Source organism: Streptomyces sp. NEAU-W12, assembly GCF_026242095.1.
In the GTDB taxonomy this organism is placed as follows: domain Bacteria; phylum Actinomycetota; class Actinomycetes; order Streptomycetales; family Streptomycetaceae; genus Streptomyces.
This window is the reverse complement of record NZ_JAPJDM010000036.1, coordinates 23,536-49,753: the sequence shown is the minus strand read 5'-3', so window position 1 is coordinate 49,753 and position 26,218 is coordinate 23,536. Positions and strand designations below refer to the sequence as shown.

Below are 26,218 nucleotides of genomic sequence, written 5' to 3'. Positions count from 1 at the left end.
GGCGCCGGCAAGGCCTCCGGCGCGGGCGCGCCGCGCGGCCGCGGCGACGCCCCCGGGCGCGCGGCGGAGCGGCCCGCCGGCCGCAGGGCGTCCGGACCCGGGACGACCGAGCGCGGAACCCCCGAGCGCGAAGGGCCGCCGCGCAGGCGCCGCGGCGCGCCGGAGGAGCCTGCGCCGGGCAGGCGCGGGCGCCGGCCGGTGAAGAAGAAGTCGAAGGCCAGGAAGGCTCTGGTGTGGACCGGCGGGACGACGGCGTTCGTGGTGCTCGCCACCGCCCTGGGCGGTTATCTGTACCTGGAGCACCTCAACGACAACATCAACGCCGTCTCCGACGACGGCGCGAGCACCGGTGGCTTCCAGAAGGACAAGGCCATCAACATCCTGCTGATCGGCACCGACAAGCGCACCGGCGAGGGCAACGAGAGCTACGGCGACGCGGGCAGCGTCGGGCACGCCGACACCACGCTCCTGCTGCACGTCTCCAAGGACCGCACGAACGCCACCGCGCTCAGCATCCCGCGCGACCTCATAGTCGACATCCCCGACTGCCCCACGCAGCTGGAGGACGGGACGGAGAAGGTCATCCCGGGCTCCGCCGGGGCCCGCTTCAACACCAGCCTCGGCCAGAACGACCGCACACCGAGCTGCACCATGCGGACCGTCACCGAGCTGACCGGGATCACACCGGACAACTTCATGGTGGCCGACTTCAACGCGGTCAAGACGCTCACCACGGCGGTCGGCGGAGTCGAGGTCTGTCTCGCCCAGGACGTCAACGACAAGGACTCCAAGCTCGATCTGCCCGCCGGGACGCACACCATCGAGGGCGAACAGGCCCTGGCGTTCGTCCGGACCCGCCACGCCTGGGGCAACCAGGGCGACCTCGACCGCATCAAGGTGCAGCAGCAGTTCCTCGGCGCGCTGATGAGGCAGCTCAAGTCGAGTGACACGCTGACCAGTCCGTCGAAAATGATCAAACTGGCGGAGGCAGGGACCGAGGCGCTCACCGTCGACTCCCAGCTGGACAGCATCAACAAGCTGAAGGACCTCGGTCTGGAGCTGGGCAAGCTCAACACCAAGAACCTGTCCTTCACCACGCTGCCGGTGAAGGACAACCCCGCGGAGGCGGTGAGGGCGACCGTCGTCATGGACGAGTCCAAGGCCCCGGAGATCTTGGACCTGATCAAGAACGACGTGTCGTTCACCGAGGTCAAGCAGCAGGAGAAGAAGGAGAAGGCCGCCGTCGCCGCCCGCCTCGAGGGCACCAGGGCAGCGGCCTCCGAGGTGCGGGTGCAGGTCCTCAACGGCGGCGCCCCGGCGGGCAGCGCCCAGGAGGTGCTCACCTGGCTCCAGGTGGAGGAGGGCGTGAGCAGGTCGGAGAACGCCGGCAACGCGGACGAGACGCTGAAGAGGACCACCCTCGAGTACGCGCCCGACCAGGCCGACCAGGCCCGCCGCCTCGCCGACCTCCTGGGCCTGTCCGGCTCGGGGATGAAGCCCGGCGAGAGCGTCACCAACTCCCAGGGGGCGCCCGCGATGACGCTGACCCTCGGCGAGGACTTCAAGGGTGCGGGCGTCTCCCTCACCACTCCGTCCAAGGCGCCGGACGACATCGAGAAGTCCACGGCGGACAAGGTCGAGTGCGCGGAGTGACACGACGCGGGTGCCGGCGCGCCCGCGGGGCGCGCGCCCTGCGGAGAGAGTGACCTCACGGCACCATTTCCCCACCCAATAGGGCGGTTTACCCCTTTTCGCGCCCGAGGAATTCGTCACTGAGGCCCCGTCCCGCCCGGATCGGCGGCTAATGTGAACGCTCCAGTGTGCCCCGGCCGCGAGGACCGTTCCGGCGTCGCGCGCACGGTGGTGACCAGTACGCGCGGACACCCTCCGGAGGGGGGAGGGTGCCGTGTGGCCCCGACGGAGGATCGGACGAGCGTGGACGCGCAGGGCCGTGGGCGGGCGGACAGAGCCGACCCCGCAGACCAATGGGTACTCAATCCGGCCACCAATGAGTACGAACTGCGACTGGGTCCTTCCGCACCGCAGTCGTCCGTCCCCGGACCCCGCGGAACCTCCCCGCACCCCACGAACCAACCGGCCGGCCCCGGCGGCAGGGGCCGCCCCCACGGTGCCGTGCCCGGCAGCCCCCCGCGGGTGCCCGGCCGCGAGGTCCCGCCGCCGCGGCGGCGCGGCACGTCCGAGCCGCCGCCGCGGCGGCGCGGAGGCCGGCCGGGGCAGCGCGGGCCCCGGGCGAGGAAGGCCCTGCTGTGGATCGGCGGGACGACGGCGTTCGTGGTGCTCGCCACCGGCACGGCCGGCTACGTCTATCTGAAGCATCTCGAGGGCAACGTCGACACGACCGACGTCGGCGACGCGGGCTCGGGCAGTTTCAGCAGGGACGAGGCCTTCGACATCCTCGTTCTCGGCACCGACAGGCGCACCGGCTCGGGCAACGAGGGCTACGGGGACGCCGGCAGCGTGGGGCACGCCGACACCACGATTCTGCTGCATGTCTCCAAGGACCGGACGAACGCCACCGCGCTCAGCATCCCGCGCGACCTCATAGTCGACATCCCCGACTGCCCCACGCAGCTGGAGGACGGGACGGAGAAGGTGATCCCCGGGCTGCAGGGTGCCCGCTTCAACCGGAGCCTCGGTGAGGGCGGCCGGGACCCGGGCTGCGCGATGCGCACGGTGGAGAAGGCCACCGGCATCAAGCCCGACCACTTCATGATGGCCGACTTCAACGCGGTCAAGACGCTCACCTCGGCGGTCGACGGCGTCGACGTGTGCGTGGAACACGCGGTGGACGACAAGCAGTCGAAGCTGAGGCTGCCCGCGGGCGAGTCGAAGGTGGAGGGCGAACAGGCCCTCGCCTTCGTCCGGACCCGGCACAGTTTCGGCAACGAGGGCGACCTCGACCGGATCAAGGTGCAGCAGCACTTCCTGGCCTCGCTGATGCGCAAGATGTCCTCGAGCGACACCCTCACCAGCCCCACCAAGCTGGTGAAGCTGGCCGAGGCCGCCACCGAGGCGCTGACCGTGGACACCGGCATCGGCAACGTGAGCACGCTCAAGGACGTCGCCCTGGAGCTGAAGAAGGTCCCGCCGAAGAACATCTCGTTCACCACGGTGCCGGTGCGCGACAACCCCGCGGAGGCGGTGAGGGCGACCGTCGTCGTGGACGAGTCCAAGGCCCCGCGGCTGTTCGCCGCGATCGCCGGCGACGTGTCGCTGACCGAGGTCGAGGAGAAGCGGGAGAGGAAGGAGAGGGCCGCCGTCGCCGCCCGCCTCGAGGGCACCAGGGCAGCGGCCTCCGAGGTGCGGGTACAGGTCCTCAACGGCGGCGCCCCGGCGGGCAGCGCCCAGGAGATGCTCCGCCGGCTCCAGGTGGAGGAGGGCGTGAGCAGGTCGGAGAACGCCGGCAACGCGGACGAGACGCTGAAGAGGACCACCCTCGAGTACGCGCCCGACCAGGCCGACCAGGCCCGCCGCCTCGCCGACCTGCTCGGCCTGTCCGGTGCGGCGCTGAAGCCCGGCGAGGGCGTCACCAACTCCCAGGGGCTGCCCGCGATGACGCTGACCCTCGGCGAGGACTTCACGGGCGCCGGATCACTGCTCGGCGCTTCCGCCGCGGAGGCCGTGGACGTGGAGAAGTCCACCGCCGACAAGGTCGAGTGCGCGACCTGACACCCCACCGGACCGCGTTCGGGACCCGTGCGCGGCCCGTCGAAAGTTGTTGACGTGTAATCGCGTTCCTGGGGCAACTGACTGGCCTGTCGTGCGTCTAACACAACGCAGAACAGGCCAGTTCCACGACGCGAGGAGTACCAGGGGTGGGGAGGGCGACCGAAGTGACGCAGCGCGCCGCGCGGAAGACGCTCCGCGACGACCGGCGTGACCCGGGCCCGGACGACGGCCCCTCGGGCGTCCCGGCCGAGGGCGACGGCGGGCGCGCGGCAGGCGGTGACGGCAGCGGCGAGACACCCGCGTCGGACGGTGACGACGGCGGCATACCCGCGTCCGGCGCCGACGCGCCCGCTTCCGGTGAGGGCGGCGGCCGTCGCCCGCGGCGCCGGATGCTCAGGTGGGCCGCGGCGGCCCTCGCGCTGCTGCTCCTGGGCTCGGCCGGGGCCGGCTACGTCTACTACCGGCACCTGAACGGCAACATCAAGCAGAACCCCCTGAACCTGGGTGACGGCAAGGTCGCCGAACCCACGCCGAACGCCGCCGGGCAGACCCCGCTGAACATCCTGCTGATCGGCTCCGACGCCCGGGACAGCAAGGAGAACCAGGAGCTCGGCGGCGCCCGCGAGACGTTCGGCTCCACCCCGCTGGCCGATGTGCAGATGCTGCTGCACCTGTCCGCCGACCGGACCAACATGTCCGTGATCAGCATGCCCCGCGACACCCTCGTCCGGATCCCGAAGTGCACCGACCCCGAGGACGGGACGGTGTACGAGGCGAGCAACGGGCGGACGATGACCAACCAGAGCCTCGGACACGGCGGTCCGGGCTGCACCGTGGCCACCTGGCAGGAGCTCACCGGCATCCACATCGACCACTTCGTCATGGTCGACTTCGCCGGGGTGGTCTCCATGGCCGACGCCGTCGGCGGCGTCCCCGTGTGCGTGGACGCCAACATCCTCTCGCGCGACAGCCGGGGCCACGGCTCCGGCCTGAAGCTGCCCGAGGGCACCCACCCGGTCAAGGGCGAGCAGGCCCTCCAGTGGCTGCGTACGCGCTACGGCTTCGAGGACGGCAGCGACCTCGCCCGTGCCAAGGCACAGCACATGTACATGAACTCGCTGGCCCGCGAGCTGCGCGAGAACGCCACCCTGAGCAGCCCCAACAAGCTGCGCAGGCTGGCCGAGGAGGCCACCCGGGCGCTCACCGTCGACCCCGGCCTCGACACCGTCAAGAAGCTGTACGACCTCAGCAACGAGCTGCGCAAGGTCGAGCCGGAGCGCATCACCATGACCACGATGCCCAACCGGTACGTGGGTGCCCGCGTGGAGCCCACCGAGGACGCCGAACAGCTGTTCCGGCTGGTCCGCGAGGACATCGCCCTGGACGGCAAGGACGAGGAGCCGGCCCAGGACGGGGAGCCGGCCCAGGACGGGGAGCCGGCCCAGGACGGGGAGCGGGCCCGGGCCGAGAGGGCTGCCGCGGAGGCGGCCGAGGAGGAGAAGGGGGACGCGTCCGCCGAACCGGCCACCCCCGACGCCGAGATCGCCGTCCAGGTCGTCAACGGCACCCGCACCGACACCCTCGCCGCGGCGTCCGGCCGTGCGAGCACCGTGGCCGGGCTCCTGCACGAGAAGGGGTTCACCGGCACGTCCGCCGACACCGCCGGCTCCCTGAACGAGCAGCTGACGCTGGTGCGCTACCCGAGCACCGACCTGGAGAGCAACGCCCTGCGCGTCGCCGAGTCGCTGGGCATTCCGGAGAGTTCGGTGCGCCGGTCCACCGGCGTCTCGGGTGTCACGGTCGTCGTCGGCGCCGACTGGCGTGAGGGAACGGAGTACGAGGCACCCGCACAGGACGACACGACCCCCGAGTCGGCCGAGGCCCTCAACGGGGCGGACGACTCCGCCTGCATGAAGGTCGACCCGAACTACACCTGGTCCTGACAGGAGCCGGGGAAGACCGCGCGTTCCCGGACCGGGCGCCCCGTGCGCCCTGTGGTGGTCATGGGGCAAGGGGCGTAGGACTGAAGAGTGGGGGCCGGTTCGCGGCCCCCACCGTTCCCCTGGGAGGAATCATGACCCGGTCCGCCGCCGCGTCCCCCATGAGTCAGGAGATGCAGGACTGCGTTCAGGCGTGCATGGACTGCCACAGCACGTGCGAGGAGACCATGAGCTCCTGTCTGCGGATGGGTGGCCAGGCTCCCGCGCAGATCATGGGGGCTCTCATGGACTGCGCCGACATGACCCGCATGTGCGCCGACATGATGATGCGCCGCTCGCCGCTGGCCGCCGAGATGTGCGCGATGTGCGCCACGGCCTGTGACCTGTGCGCCGAGGCGTGCATGTCCATGCCGGACGACGCGCAGATGACGCGCTGCGCGGAGTCCTGTCGCCGCTGCTCCGAGTCCTGCCGTGCCATGGCGGGCGCCACGATGTGACACCGGACGTCCACACCGGCACCGGAAGAGGCCGGACGCCGGACACGTCCGGGGGCACCCCGCGGGGTGCCCCCGGACGTTCGGCCGCCCGTCCGCGTCGGCGCCGTGGGGCTCAGTCGCCCTTGACGGTGACCTTCTCGTCGTTCTTCAGCTCGTCCACCAGCTGCTTGACCTTCGCCTTGTCCCAGAGCAGGTTGCCGCCGGTGGAACCCGCGAGAGGCATGTTCAGGGAGGTGCCGTCGCCGCCGCTGACGCCCTTCATCGACCAGAACATGTCGGCCAGGCCGAACAGGCTCATGTCCTCGTCGACGACCAGCGAGTCCAGGCCCGCGCCCATGGTCGGGTACAGCGTGAACGGGTTCAGGACCGTGCCCGGCGTCGCCACCTGGTTCGCGAGGGCGGAGAGGAACTTCTGCTGGTTCTTCGTACGGTCCAGGTCGGAGCCGGCCAGCGCGTACCGGGTGCGGACGAAGGCGAGGGCCTCCTCGCCGTTCAGTGTCTGCTTGCCCTTCTTGAGGTCGGCGCCGGACTTGGTGTCCTTGATGTCCTGCGGGATGTCCATCTCCACACCGCCGACCGCGTCCACGATGTTCGCGAAGCCGGCGAAACCGATCTCCACGTAGTGGTCGATGCGCAGGCCGGTGTTGAACTCGACGGTGCGGACCAGGAGTTCGGGTCCGTCCTCCGCGTAGGCGGCGTTCAGCTTCACCTGCCGGCCCGTACCCTGGTACGTCTTGCCGGACTCGGATCCCTTGAAGGTGGGTATCTCCACGTTCGAGTCGCGGGGCAGCGAGACCAGGGTGGGGCCGTTGCTGCCGGTGTGCAGGATCATCATGGAGTCCGTGCGCTTGCCCTCGGCGGACCCGGTGCGCAGGTTCTTCTTCTGCTCGTCGGTCAGCCCGGCCCGGCTGTCGGAGCCGACGATCAGGTAGTTCGTGCCCTCGCCCGCCTCCGGCCGGTCCAGCACGATCGACAGGTCGACCTCGCGGTTGAGCTTCGAGTCGGCCCAGAAGTAGGTGCCCACGGTCGTCACGACCAGCACGGCCGCGACCGTGATCGCCGTCACCTTGATCCGGCGGCGCCAGTCGGGCGCGGGACGCTGCGCGTACCGGCCGCCGTCGCCCGGGCCTCCGGGGCCGCCGTGGCCGCCCCCGCCGGGGGAGCCGTAGACCCGGCCCGTGTTGTAGCCGCTGTCGTGGTCGCCGCCGTGCCCGCGGCCGTCCACGTACGACGGCTGCTGCGGCACTGCGCCGCCGTACGCCCCCTGGCCGGGCGGGGCCGCCGGGCCGCGGCGGACCTGGCGCATGACCCGGGCGCTCTCGGGCTGTGCGCTCGCGCTCCCCTGTCCGTAGCGGGGGCCGCGGTTGTCGTCGGACCAGGCCTCGGGCCAATCATTCATGCGCCTTAGTGTGCAGGTCCGGGCTGTGCGCCGTACCGGTCCCCGGGAAATAGGGGCAGCGCTGTTGCCAAGCTGACACAAATTCCCGGGATGCGGCCTCGGCATAAGGTGGAGGCCATGACAGATCAGGCCCCAGCCCCACTCACGGAGTTTCCCGGCACACCCGACATCCCGGGCAAGCCCGTCTCGGCGTCGCGGACGACGCTCAGTCACATCATGACCCACAGCGACACCAACCTCCTGGGTACGGTGCACGGCGGCGTGATCATGAAACTCGTCGACGACGCGGCGGGCGCGGTCGCCGGACGGCACTCCGGAGGGCCCGCCGTCACCGCGTCGATGGACGAGATGGCCTTCCTCGAACCGGTCCGGGTCGGCGACCTGGTCCACGTGAAGGCACAGGTCAACTGGACCGGCCGGACGTCCATGGAGGTCGGCGTGCGGGTCCTGGCCGAGCGGTGGAACGAGTCCGCCCCGGCCACCCAGGTCGGCTCGGCCTATCTCGTCTTCGCGGCCGTCGACGCCGACGGCAAGCCGCGCCGCGTGCCCGAGGTGATACCGGAGAGCGAGCGGGACCGGCGCCGCAACCAGGAGGCCCAGATCCGCCGCACCCACCGCCTGGCCCGCCGCCGGGCGATCATGGAGCTGCGCGAGAAGCGGGCGGCGGACGGCATCGAGGACTGACCTCACCCGTCCCCCGCGCGGCGGGGCTACGAGCAGCCCACCTCGTCGCCCCGCACCACCCCGAACTCGTCCTTGCCGGGGTCCTGGGCCCGGACCTTGCGGACCTTCTCGAAGTCGCCGCCGGCGATCACCTTCAGAGTGGCGCCCTGGCCGTTCACCGCACGCAGCTCGCTGCCCGGCAGGGCGGCGGCGAGGGACCTCGCGGAACGGTCCCAGCGCGGGTCGTAGGCGACGACGGTCCGCTCCACGGAGCGGTCCGCCGCGTTGACCGGGACGCTGGTGGTGTTGAAACCGGTGGCCGCGAGGGCCGCGTCCACGCGGCGGCCCAGGCCCTTCGTCTCCGTGCCGTTCTCGACCTGGACCCTGATCTGCCGGGGGTCCACCGGGACGCGCCGCGCCGCGTCGGGCGACGACTGCGCGGAGAGCGGCTCGTCCTCGCGCAGCGCCCGGAAGATGTTCTCGGACTTCTCGGGGTCCCACTTCACCGTCGACCCGATGCCCTCGACCGTGCGGCCCGCCGTGCCGAGCGGCACGGTGGTGAACTCCGACGAGGCGGGCGAGAAGGTCCGCATCGCCCGCCCCAGGTCCAGCATCTCGTCGGTGCCGAAGCCCTTGTCCGCGCGGACCGAACCGAGCACCGCGCGGGTCACGTCCCGGAACTTCATCGGGTTCAGCAGGATCCCGGAGGACGTCGCCCGGTCCACCAGGGCCGCCATGAAGTGCTGCTGGCGCCTGATCCTGCTGAGGTCGGCCGCGCCGTCGACGTGCCGGGCGCGCACGTACTGCAGGGCCTCGCCGCCCTCGAGGGTGTGCCGGCCTGCGGGCAGGTCGAGGCCGGTGTGGCTGTCCTTCAGGGGCTCGCTGGTGCACAGCTCGACGCCGCCGACCACGTCCACGGTCTTCATGAAGCTGGTGAAGTCGAGCTCCAGGTAGTGGTCGATCTTCACCCGGGTCATCTTCTCCACCGTGCGCACGGTCAGCTGCGGCCCGCCCTCCGCGTACGCCGCGTTGAGCTTGACGGGGTGCCCCTCGTGCTCCTCGCCGCTCACCTGGTCGGTGTGCGCGGGCGTCATGGCGTACGAGTCGCGCGGCAGGCTGACGACGCTGGCACGCTCCCGGTCCTCCGAGATGTGCACGATCATGATCGTGTCGGTGCAGTTGCAGGGCGCCCCGCCGAGCCGGTACTTCCGCCGCTCCCGGGCTCCGAGTTCCTCGCGTCCGTCGGTGCCGACGAGCAGGATGTTCGTGCCGTGCCCCGCCTCGGGGCGGTTCTTCATGTCCCGGAACGGGTCGACCCGGTCGATTCCCGCGTCGAGGCTGCTGACCACCGCGTGTCCGATCCCGGCGGAGGCGAGCACCAGGACCGACAGCGCGGTCGCCGCCCGCCCGCCCCGGCGCGGCCTCCGGCGCCCCGGTGGTTTCGGGCCGCCTTCCCGTGGCGGCTGCGGTCGGCGCTGCGGCGCGGTGCGGGGCCGGGGGGACCGTGACGACGCGGGCAAGGGGACACCTCCGGACGAGGGCCGCACGAGGGGATGCGGGCGGGGCGCGGGGGCGTACGGGACATACGGGGCATACAGGGCCGTACGCGGGATCCTGAGCACCGTAGGCCGATACGATCTGCGGCCCGGCGCAGCCGCACCCGGCGCGCGCGGCGCTGTCCCCCGTTCGCGGTAACGTGAGGCTCCTATGAACGCCAATCCCGACGTGCGGCTCCCCGCCGTTTCCGTGATCATGCCCGTGCTCAACGAGGAACGGCACCTGCGTGGCGCCGTCCGCGCGATCCTCGCCCAGGAGTACGCCGGCGAGATGGAGGTCGTGATCGCCCTCGGTCCCTCCACGGACCGCACGGACGAGATCGCCGCCGAGCTCGTGGCCGAGGACCCGCGGGTGCACACCGTGCCCAACCCCACCGGCCGCACCCCGGCCGCCCTCAACGCGGCGATCGGGGCCTCACGCCATCCGGTGGTGGTCCGCGTCGACGGACACGGCATCCTCTCGCCGGGTTACATCGCCACCGCGGTACGCCTCCTGGAGGAGACCGGCGCGCAGAACGTCGGCGGCATCATGCACGCCGAGGGCGAGAACGACTGGGAGCACGCGGTCTCGGCCGCGATGACGTCCCGGATAGGTGTCGGCAACGCGGCCTTCCACACCGGCGGCACGGCCGGCGAGGCCGAGACCGTCTACCTCGGGGTGTTCCGGCGCGAGGCACTGGAGCGACAGGGCGGCTACAACGTGGAGTTCGTCCGCGCCCAGGACTGGGAACTGAACTTCCGCATCCGCGAGGCCGGCGGGCTGATCTGGTTCTCGCCGGAGCTGAAGGTGTCGTACCGGCCCCGGCCGAGCATCCGGGCGCTGGCCAAGCAGTACAAGGACTACGGCCGTTGGCGGCACGTCGTCGCCCGCTACCACTCGGGTTCCCTCAACCTGCGCTACCTGGCCCCGCCGGCCGCGGTGTGCGCGATCGCGGCCGGGGTCCTGGCCGGCTCCCTGCTCACCCCGTGGGGCTTCGTCGTGCCCGGCGGCTACCTCGCGGCGATCGTGGTCGGCTCGGTACCGGCGGGCAGGGGACTGCCGCCGAAGGCACGCCTGCAGATCCCGGTGGCCCTGGCCACCATGCACATGTCCTGGGGCTGGGGCTTCCTGACCAGCCCGCGCTCCCTCGCGAAGAAGGTCATCGCCTCCCGCCGCCCCGCGGTCCACGCGCACCCGGACGCGGACGCCCCGGCATGACACGCGAAGGGCGCCCGGGTACGCGTACCCGGGCGCCCTTCGCGTGTCCGTGCGCCGGGGTTGCCGGGGTTACGGCAGGTTCCTGGCCATCACGATCCGCTGGACCTGGTTCGTGCCCTCGTAGATCTGGGTGATCTTCGCGTCGCGCATCATGCGCTCGACCGGGTAGTCGCGGGTGTAGCCGTAGCCGCCGAGGAGCTGGACGGCGTCCGTGGTGACCTCCATGGCCACGTCGGAGGCGAAGCACTTGGCGGCGGCGCCCTGGAAGGTGAGGTCGGCATCGCCGCGCTCGGACTTCGCCGCGGCGGCGTAGGTGAGCTGGCGGGCGGCCTCGATCTTCATGGCCATGTCGGCGAGCATGAACTGGACGCCCTGGAAGTCGGCGATCGGCTTGCCGAACTGCTTGCGCTCCCGGACGTAGCCCTTGGCGTAGTCGAGGGCGCCCTGGGCGATGCCGAGGGCCTGGGCGGCGATGGTGATGCGGGTGTGGTCGAGGGTCTGCATCGCGGTGGCGAAGCCGGTGCCCTCCTCCCCGATCATGCGGTCCGCCGGGATGCGGACGTCGTCCAGATAGACCTCCCGGGTCGGGGAGCCCTTGATGCCGAGCTTCTTCTCGGGGGCGCCGAAGGAGACGCCCCCGTCGGACTTCTCGACGACGAAGGCGGAGATGCCCTTGGAGCGCTTGGCGGGGTCGGTGACCGCCATGACCGTGTAGTACTCGGACTCGCCGGCGTTGGTGATCCAGCGCTTCACGCCGTTGAGGACGTAGGTGTCGCCGTCGCGGACCGCCCTGGTCTTCATGCCGGCCGCGTCCGAGCCGGCGTCCGGCTCGGAGAGGCAGTACGAGAACATGCCCTCGCCCTTGGCGAGCGGGGTCATGTACTTCTTCTTCAACGCCTCGGAGCCGGAGAGGAGCACCGGGAGGGAGCCGAGCTTGTTCACGGCGGGGATGAGGGAGGAGGACGCGCAGACGCGGGCCACCTCCTCGATCACGATGACGGTGGCGAGCGCGTCGGCGCCCGCGCCGCCGTACTCCTCGGGCACGTGGACGGCGTGCAGGTCGCCTCCGAGGAGCGCGGCGAGCGCCTCCTGCGGGAAGCGCGCCTCCTCGTCCACCGCTGCGGCGTACGGCGCGATCTTCGCCTCGGCCAGCGAGCGGACGGCGTCGCGGAGCATGTCGTGCTCCTCGGACGGGCGGTACAGGTCGAAGTCAGCCGATCCGGCCAAGGTCTCTCACTCCAAAGACGACGAGGTGCGACGTGGTACGGCGTGGTACGAAGAAGGGCGACGCCCCGATGACGCTAACTACCGTTAAGTAACTCCTATTTTAGAACTCCCGCCCCCGCGGCAGCACGTGAGTTTGGTGACAGGCGGGACGGCTGCGGGGCCGCAATGGGCGGTAACGGGCGGGATCGCCCCGTGCGACGCGCCCGACGGCCCCCGATATGCTCAGCCCGCACTGGCTTCCGTACACCCCTGGAGCACGCATGGCCCTCAAGATCACCGTGATCGGCACCGGTTATCTCGGTGCGACCCACGCGGCGGCCATGGCGGAGCTCGGGTTCGAGGTGCTGGGCCTCGATGTCGTGCCGGAGAAGATCGACATGCTCCGGCGGGGCGAGGTCCCGATGTACGAACCGGGGCTCGAGGAGCTGCTGCGCCGGCACGTGGCCGGGATCGAGGGGTCCACCGGCCGGCTGCGGTTCACCATGGACTGGGCCGAGGTCGGCGCGTTCGGCGACATCCACTTCGTCTGCGTGAACACCCCGCAGCGGCACGGCGAGTACGCCTGCGACATGTCGTACGTCGACTCCGCGATCGCCTCGCTGGCTCCGCACCTCACCGGTCCCGCGCTGGTCGTCGGCAAGTCGACGGTGCCCGTGGGCTCGGCCGACCGGCTGGCGGCCTACCTGGCCGGGCACGCGCCGGCCGGTGAGGACGCCGAGCTGGCCTGGAACCCGGAGTTCCTGCGCGAGGGCTTCGCCGTCCAGGACACGCTGCACCCGGACCGGGTCGTGGTGGGCGTCAGGAGCGAGCGGGCCGAGAAGCTGCTGCGGGAGGTGTACGCCACGCCGGCCGCCGAGGGCACTCCGTTCGTGGTGACCGACTTCCCGACCGCGGAGCTGGTGAAGACCTCCGCGAACTCCTTCCTCGCCACCAAGATCTCCTTCATCAACGCCATGGCCGAGCTGTGCGAGGCCACCGGCGCCGACGTGGCCAAGCTGGCGGAGGCCATCGGCTACGACGACCGGATCGGCCCGAAGTTCCTGCGCGCCGGGATCGGCTTCGGCGGCGGGTGCCTGCCGAAGGACATCCGGGCGTTCATGGCGCGCGCCGGCGAGCTGGGCGCGGACCAGGCGCTGACCTTCCTGCGGGAGATCGACTCGATCAACATGCGCCAGCGCGGCCGCATGGTGGAGCTGACCCGGCAGGCGCTGGGCGACGGGGCCTTCCTGGGCAAGCGGGTCGCGGTCCTCGGCGCCACCTTCAAGCCGGACTCGGACGACGTACGGGACTCGCCGGCGCTGAACGTCGCGGGCCAGATACACCTCCAGGGCGGCCAGGTCACCGTGTACGACCCGAAGGGCATGGACAACGCCCGGCGCCTCTTCCCCACCCTCGGGTACGCGGACTCGGCGCTCGACGCGGTGCGGGGCGCGGACGTGGTGCTGCACCTGACGGAGTGGCGGGAGTTCCGCGAGCTGGACCCGGCGGCGCTGGGCGAGGTCGCGGCCCGGCGACTGGTCCTGGACGGGCGCAACGCGCTCGACGCCGAGGCGTGGCGCCGGGCCGGATGGCGCTACCGCGCGATGGGACGCCCCACCGCCTGACGGAACGGGTGACGCCGGTTCGGCCGAGGCTCAGTCGGCCGAACCGGCGTCTGCCTGCATTCTGCACCACGGGGCGGGTCCGGTGGTGCCGCTGTGACACCTACGACTTTCCCGGCTGCGGCTGCGACTCCGGCTGCGACTGCGGCTGCGGCTGCGAGTTCGGCTCCGTCTGTGGCTGCGACTCCGGCTGCGAGTTCGGCTCCGTCTGCGACTCCGGGATCGGCTGCGGCTCTGGCTGCGAGTTCGGCTCCGTCTGCGACTCCGGGATCGGCTGCGGCTCTGGCTGCGAGTTCGGCTCCGTCTGCGGCTGTGAGTTCGGCTACGGGCTCGGCTCCGGCTGCGAGTTCAGCTCCGGCCACGACTCCGGGCTCGGCTGCGGCTGTAGCTGCGACTCCGGGCTCGACTACGGGTTCGGCTCCGGCCTCGACTGTGGCTGTAGCTGCGGCTGCGGGATCGGCTGCGGGCGCTTGGAGCGGTAGCGGCGCATCTTGGCACGGGCGCCGCACACCTGCATGGAGCACCAGCGGCCGCGTCCCGCGGGACTGCGGTCGTAGTACGCCCAGTGGCAGTCGGCGGCCTCGCAGGCCTTGAGCCTGATCCACGTACCCGCCGCGACCGCCTCCGCCACGGCCGCCGCGACCCGGGAGAGCAGGTGCTCCCCGTCGACGGGTGCGAGGGCGGCGGAGCCGTCCGCCGGGTCGACGGTGACCACCAGCGGGGCCTTCGCGAGCAGCGTGCCGAGCGGGACGACCGCGCGGTGCGGCGGGTGGCCGGCGTGGGCGAGCAGGGCCGCGCGCAGCGCCTCGCGCAGGGTGCGCGCCGACTCGACGCCGGCCGTGTCGCCCTCCGGAAGCCCGAAGCGGGCGCGGCCGTCCACCGTGTCCAGCGTGTCGGAGCCCGACTCGAGGTCGAGCGTGTTGACCAGGTCCTGGACCAGGGCCAACCCCCCGGGCGCAGCCGATCTCTCACTCATGTCCGGACGGTACCTCTCGCGTCTTCTGCGTTTCCCCTTGCGACGTTACCCCCGATGCGGCAGCATGCAGTAACGGTTACCGGTTACCGGATTCTGCCGGTAACCGGGAGAGTGGGAGATCAGGGACCCGAGGAGGAAGTCATGCCTGTTGCCAAGGTGGGTGCCGTCGTCCTGGACTGCGTCGATGCGCGTGCGCTGGCCGGTTTCTACGCCGGACTGGTGGGCGGCACGATCGAGGACCAGGGCCGCTGGGTGGACCTCCGGTTGCCCGGCGGGCCGACGCTCGCGTTCCAGGAGGCACCTGGACACGTACCACCGCGCTGGCCTGCGCCGGACCACTCGCAGCAGTTCCACCTGGACCTGACCGTCGAGGACCTGGACGCCGCCGAGAAGGAGGCGCTGGCGCTCGGCGCGAAGCCGCTGGACGCCGAGGACCGCTCGCGGAGCTTCCGGGTGTACGCGGACCCGGCGGGGCACCCCTTCTGTCTGTGCGCCGGCTGACACCGGGAGGACGACGGGAAGAAGGGCTCTCGGGCGTACGCCGGTCCGGCAGGGCATCCGTTCCGCCTCTGCCGGACCGGGCAGCCGTGGCGCCGGCCCGTCTCAGCCGTTGCCGCCGACGTCGGCGTCGAGGGACTGCAGGGTCGCGTTCGACGGGCCGCGGGTCGCCCGGAGCCCGCGGGCGGTGTCCTCGGCGGCACCCAGAACCCGCACCGCGTTCTGCCAGGTCAGCTTGGCCAGGTCGGTCCTGGACCAGCCGCGGTCGTGCAGTTCGGCGATCAGGTTCGGGTAGCCGGAGACGTCGCGCAGGCCGTCGGGGGTGAAGGCGGTGCCGTCGTAGTCGCCGCCGATGCCGAGGTGGTCGACGCCGGCGACCTCGCGCATGTGGTCCAGGTGGTCGGCCACCGTGGACACGGTCGCGACCGGGCGCGGGTGGTCCTCCTCGAAGGCGGCGTGCACCCTCATCGCTTCCGCGGTGGTGTCCAGGTGGTGGAAGCCGTGGGCGCGCATGTTCTCGTCGGCCGCGGCCGTCCAGTCGACGGCCTCCTGGAGCACGAACTTCGGTACGAACGTCACCATGGCGACGCCGCCGTTGGCGGGCAGCCGCTCCAGTACGTCGTCCGGGATGTTGCGCGGGTGGTCGCAGACCGCGCGGGCGGAGGAGTGGGAGAAGATCACCGGCGCGGACGTGGTGTCCAGCGCGTCCCGCATGGTCGTGGCGGCGACGTGCGAGAGGTCGACCAACATGCCGAGCCGGTTCATCTCCCGGACCACCTCGCGGCCGAACGCCGACAGACCGCCCACGCCGGGCTCGTCCGTCGCGGAGTCCGCCCAGGCCACGTTGGAGTTGTGGGTGAGGGTCAGGTAGCGCACGCCGAGGTCGTACAACCCCCGCAGGGTGCCGAGGGAGTCGGCGATGCAGTGGCCGCCCTCCGCCCCCATCAGGGAGGCGATACGGCCCTGTCCGCGCGCCGCCTCCATGTCGGCGGCGGTCAGCGCGGGCGCCAGGTCCTCGGGGTGGCGGGCCAGCAGCTGCCGTACGCAGTCGATCTGCTCGAGGGTGGCGGGCACCGCGTCGGGCAGGTCCGCGCGGACGTACACCGACCAGAACTGCGCGCCGACGCCGCCCGCGCGCAGCCGCGGGATGTCGGTGTGCAGGTGGGCGGACTGGTCGCCGGCGATGTCCCGGGCGCCGAGGTCGTAGCGGACCTGCTCGCGCAGCGCCCAGGGCAGGTCGTTGTGCCCGTCGACGACGGGGAACTCGGCGAGCAGCGCGCGGGCGGCGTCGAGGGAGGGGGACGGCACGGGGCTCATTTCCCGAAGCCGAAGCCGTTGCCGGCGCCTTCGGCCCTGGCCCGCAGGCGTTTGCCCTTCTCCGTGGCCTGGTCGTTCAGCTCCTGCTGGAACTCCCGCATCCGGCCGAGGAGTTCTTCGTCGTGGGCGGCGAGGATCCGGGCCGCGAGCAGTCCCGCGTTGCGGGCGCCGCCCACCGAGACGGTGGCGACCGGGACACCGGCCGGCATCTGCACGATGGAGAGCAGGCTGTCCATGCCGTCGAGGTGCTTCAGCGGCACGGGGACGCCGATGACGGGCAGCGGGGTGACCGAGGCGAGCATGCCGGGCAGATGGGCGGCGCCGCCCGCACCCGCGATGATCACCTTCAGTCCGCGGTCCGCGGCCTGCTCGCCGTACGCGATCATCTCGCGGGGCATGCGGTGCGCGGAGACGACGTCGACCTCGTGGTCGATCTCGAACTCCTCGAGGGCCTTGGCGGCGGCTTCCATGACGGGCCAGTCGGAGTCCGACCCCATGACGATGCCGACTACGGGACTGGGGCTCATTCGGTGATCGTGCCTCTCAGGTAGCCGGCTGCGTGACGGGCGCGCTCCAGCACGTCGTCCAGGTCGTCGCCGTAGGTGTTGACGTGGCCGACCTTGCGGCCGGGCTTCACGTCCTTGCCGTACATGTGGATCTTCAGCTGGGGGTCGCGGGCCATGCAGTGCAGGTACGCGGAGTACATGTCGGGATAGTCGCCGCCCAGGACGTTGGCCATCACCGTCCACTTCGCGCGCGGGCGGGGGTCGCCGAGCGGGAGGTCGAGGACGGCGCGGACGTGGTTGGCGAACTGCGAGGTGATCGCGCCGTCCATGGACCAGTGGCCGGAGTTGTGCGGGCGCATCGCGAGCTCGTTGACGAGGATGCGGCCGTCGCGGGTCTGGAACAGCTCCACGGCGAGGTGACCGACGACGCCGAGTTCCTTGGCGATGTTCAGCGCCATCTCCTCGGCACGCAGGGCGAGGTCCTCGTCCAGACCGGGCGCGGGCGCGATCACCGTGTCGCAGACGCCGTTCACCTGCTGCGACTCGACGACCGGGTAGGCGACGGCCTGGCCGTGCGGGGAGCGGACCACGTTGGCGGCCAGCTCGCGCACGAAGTCGACCTTCTCCTCGGCCAGCACCGGGACACCGGCCCGGAACGGCTCGGCGGCCTCCTCGGCCGAGTCGACGACCCACACGCCCTTGCCGTCGTAGCCGCCGCGGACGGTCTTGAGGACGACCGGGAAGCCGCCCGACCGTCGCCCGCCACCACCCTTGCCGGAGGGCACGTCGTGCCCGCCCCCCTCGAGCTCCGCCGCGAACGCGGCCACGTCCCGGGGGTCCGTGACGATGCGGTGCCGCGGGCAGGGCACACCGATCGCGGCGAGCCGGGCGCGCATCACCCCCTTGTCCTGGGCGTGCACCAGCGCCTCGGGGCCGGGGCGCACGGGGATGCCGTCCGCCTCCAGGGCCCGGAGGTGCTCGGTGGGCACATGCTCGTGATCGAAGGTGATCACGTCGCAGCCGCGGGCGAACGCGCGCAGCGTGTCCAGGTCGCGGTAGTCGCCGACGACGACCTCGCCGACGACCTGCGCCGCGGAATCCTGCGGAGTGTCACTGAGGAGCTTGAACCTGATGCCGAGCGGGATGCCCGCCTCGTGTGTCATACGAGCGAGCTGCCCCCCGCCGACCATGCCGACTACCGGGAACGTCACGCACCCAGGGTATCGGTCGAGCCATGGTGGCCGGTTCCACGGTCGTTACCGGCCGCTCCTGGACCGTTCCCGGACGGTCTGCGGCCCCGGCGCCCATCCGCGGGAAGATCGCGCGGACGGGTGGTTAGCATGGTCTGGTTGACGCCACCTCGGCGCTCCACGACGCCACTCCACGGACGGGGGCCGGCACGACCATGGCACGCGGTTCCTCGGGGCCTTCGACGGGCGCCCCGGCCCCGCGCGGCTCCATGCGGCAGCGCCTCGACCGGGCCGTCCGTGAAGCCGTGAAGTTCGGCGCGGTCGGCGGGGCGGGGCTGCTGGTCAATCTCCTCGTGTTCAACCTGGTCCGGCAGGCGACCGATCTCCCGGTGGTGCGGGCGAGCGTCGTCGCGACCGTCGTCGCGATCGTCTTCAACTACCTGGGCTTCCGCCACTTCACCTACCGGGACCGCGACAAGTCCGGGCGCACCAAGGAGATGTCGCTGTTCCTGCTGTTCAGCGCGGTCGGCCTGGTGATCGAGAACGGCCTGCTGTACGCGGCGACCTACGGATTCGGCTGGGACAGCCCGCTGCAGAGCAACATCTTCAAGTTCCTCGGCATCGGGGTCGCCACCCTGTTCCGGTTCTGGTCCTACCGCACCTGGGTGTTCCGCGCACTGCCCGGGGCCGCGGCAGTCGCGGCGGCGGTCCCCGTCGCGGAGGGCGGGCGCGCGGAGGGCGGGCGCGGGGCCGCCGGGCCGTCCTCCCGGCAGCGCGTACCGTAGGCCCCGGGCCGGTGGGTACGCCGGCGCACTCCCTGCTCAGCGCACCGTGTGGCGGTGGTCGTCCCGGGACTTCTGCGGCGGGGTGCGGGACAGGAACAGGCCGAAGACCGCGGGCTTGGCCTGGAGCATCTCCAGCCGGCCGCCGTCCGCCTCGGCGAGGTCACGGGCGACCGCGAGGCCGATGCCGGTGGAGTTGTGGCCGCTGATCGCACGCTCGAAGATGCGGGCGCCCAGGTCGGCGGGGACTCCCGGGCCCTCGTCCGTGACCTCGATGACGACCTGGTTCCCGGTGACCCGGGTGCGCAGGGCGACCGTGCCGCCCCCGTGCATGAGGGAGTTCTCGATCAGCGCGGCCAGCACCTGGGCGACCGCGCCCGGCGTGCCGACGGCCCGCAGGTGCCGCTTGCCGGAGGTGACGATCGCGCGGCCGGCGCTGCGGTAGGCGGGCCGCCACTCCGCGAGCTGCTGCTGGATCACCTCGTCGAGGTCGAAGGTGACGGCCGAACCGGTCCGCGGGTCGCGGGAGTTGGTCAGCAGCCGCTCCACCACGTCCGTCAGCCGCTCCACCTGCGCCAGCGCGATCGTCGCCTCGTCCTTCACCGTCTCGGGGTCGTCGGTGAGGGTGATCTCCTCCAGCCGCATGGACAGCGCGGTGAGCGGGGTGCGCAGCTGGTGGGAGGCGTCGGCGGCCAGGCGCCGCTCGGCGGTCAGCATGCGGGCGATGCGCTCGGCGGAGGAGTCCAGCACGTCCGCGACCCGGTCCAGCTCGGGGACGCCGTAGCGCCGGTGGCGGGGGCGCGGGTCGCCCGAACCGAGGCGCTCGGCGGTCTCCGCGAGGTCGGTCAGCGGGGAGGCGAGCCGGTTGGCCTGGCGGACCGCCAGCAGTACCGCCGCGATCACCGCCAGCAGCGCCACCAGTCCGATGATCAGCAGCGTGCGGCCGACCTCCCGGGTCACCGAGGAGCTCGGCTCCTGGACGGTGACCGTCTCACCCTCCTCACCGGACGCCGAGGCGCCGATGACCTCGCCCTCCGGTTTCCCGCCGATCTCGATGGGCGCCCGGCCGGGCAGACGGACGACGACGTAGCGGTCCTCGGTGACCTGGTCCCTGAGGACCTCGGCGGTGACCTTCTCCTCGAGGAGCAGCCTGCTGTCGACGATGCTGGCGAGCCGCACCGCCTCGGACTCGACCCGCTCCCTGGCGCTTTCGGTGATCGTACGGGTCTCCACGATCACCAGGGACACGCCGAAGACGGCGATCACGACGAGCACCACGGCGAGCGTGGACTGGATCAGTCGGCGGCGCATGTCCTCATATCCGAAGTGTCCGAGAGGTCCGAGGCGTTCGAGGCGTTCGAGGCGGAAGCGCGACGAACGGGGGTGCGGCCCCCCTCCGCGGCGTCAGCTCTTCTCGAAGCGGAATCCCACGCCCCGTACGGTCGCGATGTAGCGGGGGTTGGCCGCGTCGTCGCCGAGTTTCTTGCGCAGCCAGGAGATGTGCATGTCGAGGGTCTTGGTGGACGACCACCAGGTGGTGTCCCAGACCTCGCGCATCAGCTGGTCGCGGGTGACGACCCGGCCCGCGTCCCGGACCAGGACCCGCAGCAGGTCGAACTCCTTCGCGGTGAGCTGGAGCTCCTCCTCGCCCATCCACGCCCGGTGCGACTCGACGTCGATGCGCACCCCGTGCGTCGCGGGCGGCTGCTGCGGCTCGGTGGCGCCGCGCCGCAGCAGGGCCCGCACCCGGGCGAGCAGTTCGGCGAGCCGGAACGGCTTGGTGACGTAGTCGTCGGCGCCGGCGTCCAGACCGACGACGGTGTCGACCTCGTCGGCGCGCGCGGTAAGAATCAGGATCGGGACCGCGTGACCGTCGGAGCGCAGCCGGCGGGCGACCTCCAGGCCGTCCATGCCCGGCAGTCCGAGGTCCAGCACCACCAGGTCGATGCCGCCCCGCAGGCCTGCGTCGAGCGCGCTGGGTCCGTCCTCACGCACCTCCACCTCGTACCCCTCCCGGCGCAGGGCGCGGGCCAGGGGTTCCGAGATGGACGCGTCGTCCTCGGCGAGCAGTACACGGGTCATGGACTGATGGTAGTCCCGCACCGACACGGCCCGGGGTGTGATCACCGACGCCGGCTCCCACCCGGAGCACACCGGATCCTCACGTCCGGAACCCGCGTGCCGCACCTGGAGGTGTGGGGTGGGATCGTGGAGAAAACCTTCGAACAGGTGACCACAGCCCCTCGAAACCTGTGATCCCTGTCTCAAGTCCTTCCATTTCGGGCAGTGTCCTGCCGTATGGTGAATCAACGCCTGTTGCACCACGGGGACCTTTGGCCCAGTTGACGCCGAAGGTCTCTTTCGTGTGCGGGCCGGTCTCCCGCCGGCCCCGGAAGGAACGACCTGTGGCCGGGCCTCGGCGCGCACGGACGCGCGTAGAGGCGTGGATCCCGGTGGTCGCCGTCCGCCGCCCCGTGACCCGGGGCGGCCTCCCCAGGGGCGTGGGGGTGGGCGGTGGGCCCGCCGGTGCCGGCCAGCCCCCCACCGGGCGCGTACACATCACGCGACGCGTCCCGACCCACAAGGAACGACCATGGCGTCCAGCCTGACGAAGGACTCGGTCCCACCGGGAACCCCCGGTTCCGAGAAGACCTTCTTCGGCCACCCCCGCGGACTGGCCACTCTCTTCATGACCGAGATGTGGGAGCGGTTCTCCTACTACGGCATGAGGGCTCTGCTCCCGCTGTACCTCGTCGCCCCGGGCGGCATGGGCCTCAGCGCCGGCACGGCGACGGCCATCTACTCGGTGTACCTGTCGCTGGTGTACCTGCTCACGATGCCGGGCGGCTGGTTCGGCGACCGGGTCCTGGGACCGCGCAGGACCGTCGCCGTCGCCGGCGCGGTCATCATGCTCGGCCACCTGACACTGGCCCTGCCCTCCGCCGGCACCTTCTACGCGGGTCTCGGCCTGGTCGCGATCGGCTCCGGCCTCCTCAAGGCCAACATCTCCACGATGGTCGGCCAGTTGTACGACGGTCCGGACGACCCGCGTCGCGACGGCGGCTTCACCGTCTTCTACATGGGCATCAACCTCGGTGCCTTCGCCGCGCCGCTGATCATCGGCACCGTCGGTGAGAGCGTCAACTGGCACCTGGGCTTCGCGCTCGCCGCCGCCGGCATGGGGCTGGGTGTGCTCCAGTTCCTGCTGGGCAGCCGCCACCTCGCCGCGCACTCCGGCGTCGTGCCCAAGCCGCTGTCCGCCGCGGAGAAGTCCTCCACGCTGCGCAAGGCCGCCCTCTGGGCCGGCATCGCCGCCGTCGCCTACGCCGTCATCGGCTTCTCCGGCACCTACACGCTGAACTGGATCCTGGTCCCGCTGACGCTGCTCGGCGTGATCGTCCCGGTGCTGGTGCTGGTGCGGATCAAGCGTGACCGGGACCTGGACCGGGACGAGCAGTCGAAGATGTCCGCGTACATCTGGTTCTTCGTGGCCGCGGCCGTGTTCTGGATGATCTACGACCAGGGCGGCTCGACCCTGGCGATCTTCGCCACCGCGTCGGCCGACAACAGCGTCCTCGGCTGGGAGTTCCCGGTCTCCTGGTACCAGTCGGTCAACCCGGTCCTGATCATGGCGCTGGCCCCGGTCTTCGCCTGGTTCTGGCTGGCGCTGAACCGGCGCGGCAAGGAGCCCAGCACGATCGTGAAGTTCGGCTCCGGCCTGGTGCTGGTCGGCGCGTCCTTCTTCCTGTTCCTCGCCCCGCTGTCGATCGCCGAGGGCGGCCACAAGGCGGCGGCGGCCTGGCTGGTGGCGATCTACTTCACGCAGACCGTCGGTGAGCTGCTGCTCTCCCCGGTCGGCCTGTCGGTCACCACGAAGATGGCACCCGCGAAGTACGCCTCGCAGATGATGGGTGTCTGGTTCCTGGCCGTCACCGCCGGTGACGCCACGACCGGCCTGCTCTCCATCGCCGGCGTCGACCTGAACAGGCCGGGCGTCGTCGCGATGGAGGCCGCCCTCGCGGTGGTCGCCGGTGTCGCGGTGTGGATGTACCGCAGCAAGGTCAAGTCCCTGATGGGCAGCATCCGCTGAGGCCGCGAGGTCGCGAGGCCGCGAGGCCGTGACCCGGGCGGCTCACTGCGGGCCGCGCTCATGAGCCGGAGGGCCCCGCATCCGTACGTACGCCGGTACGTGCGCGGATGCGGGGCCCTTCGGGCTTTCCCGTCGCGGCGGGCGCGGGCGGACCCGCCACGGTCACGGGGCGGGGCAGGGAGCCCGCGTCCGCGGCCGTGTCGATGCCGGCCCGGTTCGCGGAGTGGGGGGGCCGGCGGCGCCGGCAGCCGGGGCGTACGGGGTGCGCCACGGCTGGTCCCGTTCGGCTGGTCCCGTTCGGGAGGACCCGTTCGGCGGACGGCAGGAAAGACCCCCTCCCCCGCCCCTCCTGACGCCGGGGCAGGTGTGACGGCCCGGCGAGATACGCCGGGAACCATGAGGGAAGGGCAAAGGCGACGAAGACACCATGCGGAGCCGGAGCCGGAGCCGGAGCCGGAGGCGGGGGTGGGGGTGGGGGTGGGACCCCGGTGGGCGGGCGGTGGTGCGGGGCGGGGGCGCCGCGGAGCCCCTGAGGACTCCGCCGGTCAGGCGGGCGCCCCGAGCTCCGCCCACACGGTCTTGCCCGCGACGCCCGGGGTGCGGACGACACCCCAGTCGAGGGAGAGCCGCTGCACGATGAACATGCCGTGCCCGCCGGGCCGCCCCGCCTGGTGCGGGGTACGCGGTGCCGGCTGACCGGTGCCGCGGTCGGTGATCTCGAGCCGGATCACCTTGTTGTCGCAGACGATGCTCAACCGGTCCGGCCCTTCGGCGTGCAGGCAGGCGTTGGTGACCAGCTCGGACACGACGAGCAGGACGTCCTCGGCGGCGGCTCTCCGGTCGGCGGTGGCGGCGGGCAGCCAGCCCCACGCGTGCAGCGCCTGGCGGGTGAAGTCACGGGCGAGGGGAACGACGCCGCTCTGGTCCTCGAAGCTCAGCCGACGGACCTGACGCCCTTCCGGCGAACCCGACGGTCCCGATGCCTCCGGCACGGGCGCCAGCGTGGACTGCGCCCCCGGAGGGGGCGAGGCCGCGGTCCCGTCGGGCACGCTCGCCGCCGGCGCGCTGCCCCCGGGCGCCCCGGAAGCACCGCTGGGCTCCGGACCGCGGTCGCCCGGCGGGTAGGGCCGGGTGGTGCTCATCAGCGCTTCACCTCACCGATTCACCAGTTCACCATTCAAGAAAATCCGTACTCACTCAGTCACGCGGTGCGGGATCGTCCGGTTCCCGGCGTCCCCGCGACCGCAGCAGCGGACACGTTCAGCTTGTCTCCTGCCCGAGGCGGCCGAGGGAACACCCCCGTGTTCGCACAAGAAAGGCGCCACGGTCCGGGGGCACCCCGAAAGAGGGCCCGCGGAGTGACGCGTCGCCCGACGCACCGGAAGGAGAACGCCCGCCCCCGAAGCCGCCGCGGGGTGGCGCCGGCCTGCCCGCGCGGTCATCCGGAATCGTCGGCCAGAGCCGCCTCAAGGCTGTCATGGACGGTGAACACCGCGTCCGCTCCCGTGATCTCGAATACTCGTGCGACCACGGACTGCATCCCCGCGAGATGCACCCCGCCCCCGACGGCGTCGGCCTTCAGTCTGGCGCCGAGCAGCACATTGAGCCCGGTGGAGTCACAGAACTCCAGGCCGGAGCAGTCGATGACGAGTCGCTTGAATCCCTTGGCGAGGCATTCCTCCAGCGGCTCGCGCAACAGATCGGCGGTGTGATGATCCAACTCACCCGCCGGGGTCACGACGGCGCTGGGGCCCTCTTCTCGCACCTCGACCAGAAGCCGGCCCGACTGTGCGCTGCCGACCGTCCCGCGGTCCATGCCGTCTCTCTCTCCCACCGGTCGTGGCTGCTACTGACGCTGTCGAACATTACGCCCTTCCAGCGCGCTCCGACAGCCGAACAATCAGCCCTAAACGGACATACACCAACAGAACTTACTTGCGGTGGGCTTGTGAAAACGGGTAGGGCTAGTAGGGACACGTACTCGACACGGCCGGCTTTGGAGGCGCCGCACACCGCAGTGCACGTAACGGCATCGGCTGCCATATGCCGAGAACGATGGAGGACATCATGTCACCCCGGCTCGACGCATCGCCTACCCAGGAAGCGACGTCGACACTCCCTCCGGAACATCTGATTCCCATCGAGCAGGACGACGTGGGCGTCGTCCCGGACGACGACCTGCTCGTCGGGCTCCCGGAGATTCCCCCTTTTGACGAGGTGGGCCCGGTCGACGCACGGGCGTTGTCCAAGACCCTCTTCGAGCGGCTGGAGTCGCTGGACGAAGGCACCCACGAGTACTCGTACGTACGCAACACGCTCGTCGAACTGAACCTGGCCCTGGTCAAGTTCGCCGCCTCCCGGTTCCGCTCGCGCAGCGAGCCGATGGAGGACATCATCCAGGTCGGCACCGTCGGTCTGATCAAGGCTATCGACCGCTTCGAGCTTTCGCGCGGTGTGGAGTTCCCCACCTTCGCGATGCCGACCATCATCGGTGAGATCAAGCGCTTCTTCCGCGACACCTCGTGGTCCGTGCGCGTACCGCGCCGGCTGCAGGAACTGCGGCTCGACCTGGCCAAGGCCGGGGACGAGCTGGCGCAGCAGCTCGACCGGGCCCCGACGGTGGGCGAACTGGCCGAGCGTCTGGGCATCTCCAAGGACGAGGTCGTCGAGGGCATGGCGGCGTCCAACGCCTACACCGCCTCCTCGCTCGACGCCCAGCCGGAGGAGGACGACTCCGAGGGCGCGCTGGCGGACCGGATCGGGTACGAGGACCACGGGCTCGAAGGGATCGAGTACGTCGAGTCGTTGAAGCCGCTGATCGCCGAACTGCCGCCGCGCGACCGGAAGATCCTTTCGCTGCGCTTCGTGGCAGGCATGACCCAGTCGGAGATCGGCGAGGAACTGGGTATTTCACAGATGCACGTGTCACGGCTGCTCTCACGCACCCTGGTACGGCTGCGCAAAGGGCTGACCCTCGAGGAATGACGGGCGGCCGCGTCCCGCGCACCCCGCACGGTCGCCACAGGACACGGCCCGCACGGACGCCCCGCGCAGCGTGCCTCACCCGGCGTGCCCCGCGCGTCGCGCC

Annotated in this window: 22 protein-coding genes; 11 read left to right on the top strand and 11 right to left on the bottom strand. The window is 71.5% G+C overall.

All coding sequences use genetic code 11. The annotated features are described in order from the left end of the window. The 4 genes from ORI94_RS32385 to ORI94_RS32370 form a co-directional block, all read left to right on the top strand. The coding region (locus ORI94_RS32385; protein ID WP_266082249.1) for an LCP family protein at positions 1-1,653 on the top strand (1,653 nt) is incomplete at its 5' end. A 282-nt stretch (positions 1,654-1,935) separates the two neighbouring features. After that, complete coding sequence (locus ORI94_RS32380; RefSeq protein WP_266082247.1) at positions 1,936-3,690, top strand: LCP family protein; 1,755 nt, start codon at positions 1,936-1,938, stop codon at positions 3,688-3,690. 164 nt (positions 3,691-3,854) lie between these two features. Further along, positions 3,855-5,633 (top strand): LCP family protein, encoded by a 1,779-nt coding sequence (locus ORI94_RS32375; RefSeq protein WP_416237941.1) that lies wholly within the window; start codon positions 3,855-3,857, stop codon positions 5,631-5,633. A 131-nt stretch (positions 5,634-5,764) separates the two neighbouring features. Then, the gene (locus ORI94_RS32370; protein ID WP_266082245.1) at positions 5,765-6,127 is read left to right on the top strand and encodes a four-helix bundle copper-binding protein; all 363 of its coding nucleotides are present in this window, start codon (positions 5,765-5,767) and stop codon (positions 6,125-6,127) included. Positions 6,128-6,239: 112 nt separating this feature from the next. Here ORI94_RS32370 and ORI94_RS32365 read toward each other — a convergent pair whose 3' ends face one another. Continuing rightward, positions 6,240-7,526 (bottom strand): LCP family protein, encoded by a 1,287-nt coding sequence (locus ORI94_RS32365; protein WP_266082243.1) that lies wholly within the window; start codon positions 7,524-7,526, stop codon positions 6,240-6,242. Positions 7,527-7,616: 90 nt separating this feature from the next. On the opposite strand from ORI94_RS32365, the gene ORI94_RS32360 reads away from it, so the two are divergent. Further along, positions 7,617-8,210 (top strand): acyl-CoA thioesterase, encoded by a 594-nt coding sequence (locus ORI94_RS32360; protein ID WP_416237940.1) that lies wholly within the window; start codon positions 7,617-7,619, stop codon positions 8,208-8,210. Positions 8,211-8,236: 26 nt separating this feature from the next. On the opposite strand, the gene ORI94_RS32355 is transcribed toward ORI94_RS32360, so the two are convergent. Then, positions 8,237-9,709, bottom strand: coding sequence for an LCP family protein (locus tag ORI94_RS32355; RefSeq protein WP_416237939.1), 1,473 nt, complete (start codon positions 9,707-9,709; stop codon positions 8,237-8,239). A 187-nt stretch (positions 9,710-9,896) separates the two neighbouring features. On the opposite strand from ORI94_RS32355, the gene ORI94_RS32350 reads away from it, so the two are divergent. Then, positions 9,897-10,943, top strand: a complete 1,047-nt coding sequence (locus tag ORI94_RS32350) for a glycosyltransferase family 2 protein (protein ID WP_266082239.1) — start codon at positions 9,897-9,899, stop codon at positions 10,941-10,943. Between the two features lie 69 nt (positions 10,944-11,012). Here ORI94_RS32350 and ORI94_RS32345 read toward each other — a convergent pair whose 3' ends face one another. After that, a complete protein-coding gene (locus ORI94_RS32345; RefSeq protein WP_266082237.1) occupies positions 11,013-12,170 on the bottom strand; it encodes an acyl-CoA dehydrogenase family protein in 1,158 nt (385 codons plus the stop codon). Between the two features lie 260 nt (positions 12,171-12,430). On the opposite strand from ORI94_RS32345, the gene ORI94_RS32340 reads away from it, so the two are divergent. Then, entirely contained in the window at positions 12,431-13,774 is a 1,344-nt protein-coding gene (locus ORI94_RS32340) for a UDP-glucose dehydrogenase family protein (RefSeq protein WP_266082235.1), read from the top strand. A gap of 403 nt (positions 13,775-14,177) precedes the next feature. Here the strand turns inward: ORI94_RS32340 and ORI94_RS32335 are convergent, their stop codons facing one another. Then, the gene (locus ORI94_RS32335) at positions 14,178-14,747 is read right to left on the bottom strand and encodes a CGNR zinc finger domain-containing protein (protein ID WP_266082233.1); all 570 of its coding nucleotides are present in this window, start codon (positions 14,745-14,747) and stop codon (positions 14,178-14,180) included. Between the two features lie 141 nt (positions 14,748-14,888). Here ORI94_RS32335 and ORI94_RS32330 point away from each other — a divergent pair, with 141 nt between their 5' ends. After that, positions 14,889-15,248, top strand: coding sequence for a VOC family protein (locus ORI94_RS32330; RefSeq protein WP_266082231.1), 360 nt, complete (start codon positions 14,889-14,891; stop codon positions 15,246-15,248). A gap of 102 nt (positions 15,249-15,350) precedes the next feature. On the opposite strand, the gene ORI94_RS32325 is transcribed toward ORI94_RS32330, so the two are convergent. The 3 genes from ORI94_RS32325 to ORI94_RS32315 are packed head-to-tail and all read right to left on the bottom strand — an operon-like array spanning position 15,351 to position 18,279. Further along, the gene (locus ORI94_RS32325; protein ID WP_266082229.1) at positions 15,351-16,562 is read right to left on the bottom strand and encodes a dipeptidase; all 1,212 of its coding nucleotides are present in this window, start codon (positions 16,560-16,562) and stop codon (positions 15,351-15,353) included. Further along, positions 16,559-17,089, bottom strand: a complete 531-nt coding sequence (gene purE / locus ORI94_RS32320; RefSeq protein WP_266082227.1) for a 5-(carboxyamino)imidazole ribonucleotide mutase — start codon at positions 17,087-17,089, stop codon at positions 16,559-16,561. Before purE ends, ORI94_RS32325 begins: the two co-directional genes overlap by 4 nt. Then, on the bottom strand, positions 17,086-18,279 hold the full coding sequence (locus ORI94_RS32315) for a 5-(carboxyamino)imidazole ribonucleotide synthase (RefSeq protein WP_266082225.1): 1,194 nt from the start codon (positions 18,277-18,279) through the stop codon (positions 17,086-17,088). Before ORI94_RS32315 ends, purE begins: the two co-directional genes overlap by 4 nt. A 194-nt stretch (positions 18,280-18,473) precedes the next feature. Between ORI94_RS32315 and ORI94_RS32310 the strand changes: the two genes are divergently transcribed. Next, positions 18,474-19,043, top strand: a complete 570-nt coding sequence (locus tag ORI94_RS32310) for a GtrA family protein (protein WP_266082223.1) — start codon at positions 18,474-18,476, stop codon at positions 19,041-19,043. A 36-nt stretch (positions 19,044-19,079) separates the two neighbouring features. Here the strand turns inward: ORI94_RS32310 and ORI94_RS32305 are convergent, their stop codons facing one another. Continuing rightward, positions 19,080-20,351, bottom strand: coding sequence for an ATP-binding protein (locus tag ORI94_RS32305; RefSeq protein WP_266082221.1), 1,272 nt, complete (start codon positions 20,349-20,351; stop codon positions 19,080-19,082). 93 nt (positions 20,352-20,444) lie between these two features. Continuing rightward, positions 20,445-21,122: a response regulator transcription factor gene (locus ORI94_RS32300; protein ID WP_266082219.1), complete on the bottom strand. Its 678-nt coding sequence runs from the start codon at positions 21,120-21,122 to the stop codon at positions 20,445-20,447. 511 nt (positions 21,123-21,633) lie between these two features. Here ORI94_RS32300 and ORI94_RS32295 point away from each other — a divergent pair. Continuing rightward, positions 21,634-23,130, top strand: coding sequence for an oligopeptide:H+ symporter (locus ORI94_RS32295; protein WP_266082217.1), 1,497 nt, complete (start codon positions 21,634-21,636; stop codon positions 23,128-23,130). Between the two features lie 545 nt (positions 23,131-23,675). Here ORI94_RS32295 and ORI94_RS32290 read toward each other — a convergent pair. Beyond that, entirely contained in the window at positions 23,676-24,272 is a 597-nt protein-coding gene (locus tag ORI94_RS32290; protein WP_266082215.1) for an ATP-binding protein, read from the bottom strand. 296 nt (positions 24,273-24,568) lie between these two features. Next, complete coding sequence (locus ORI94_RS32285) at positions 24,569-24,946, bottom strand: STAS domain-containing protein (protein WP_266082213.1); 378 nt, start codon at positions 24,944-24,946, stop codon at positions 24,569-24,571. 239 nt (positions 24,947-25,185) lie between these two features. Between ORI94_RS32285 and ORI94_RS32280 the strand changes: the two genes are divergently transcribed. Continuing rightward, positions 25,186-26,115 (top strand): RNA polymerase sigma factor SigF, encoded by a 930-nt coding sequence (locus ORI94_RS32280; RefSeq protein WP_266082211.1) that lies wholly within the window; start codon positions 25,186-25,188, stop codon positions 26,113-26,115. The last annotated feature ends 103 nt before the right edge of the window (positions 26,116-26,218 follow it).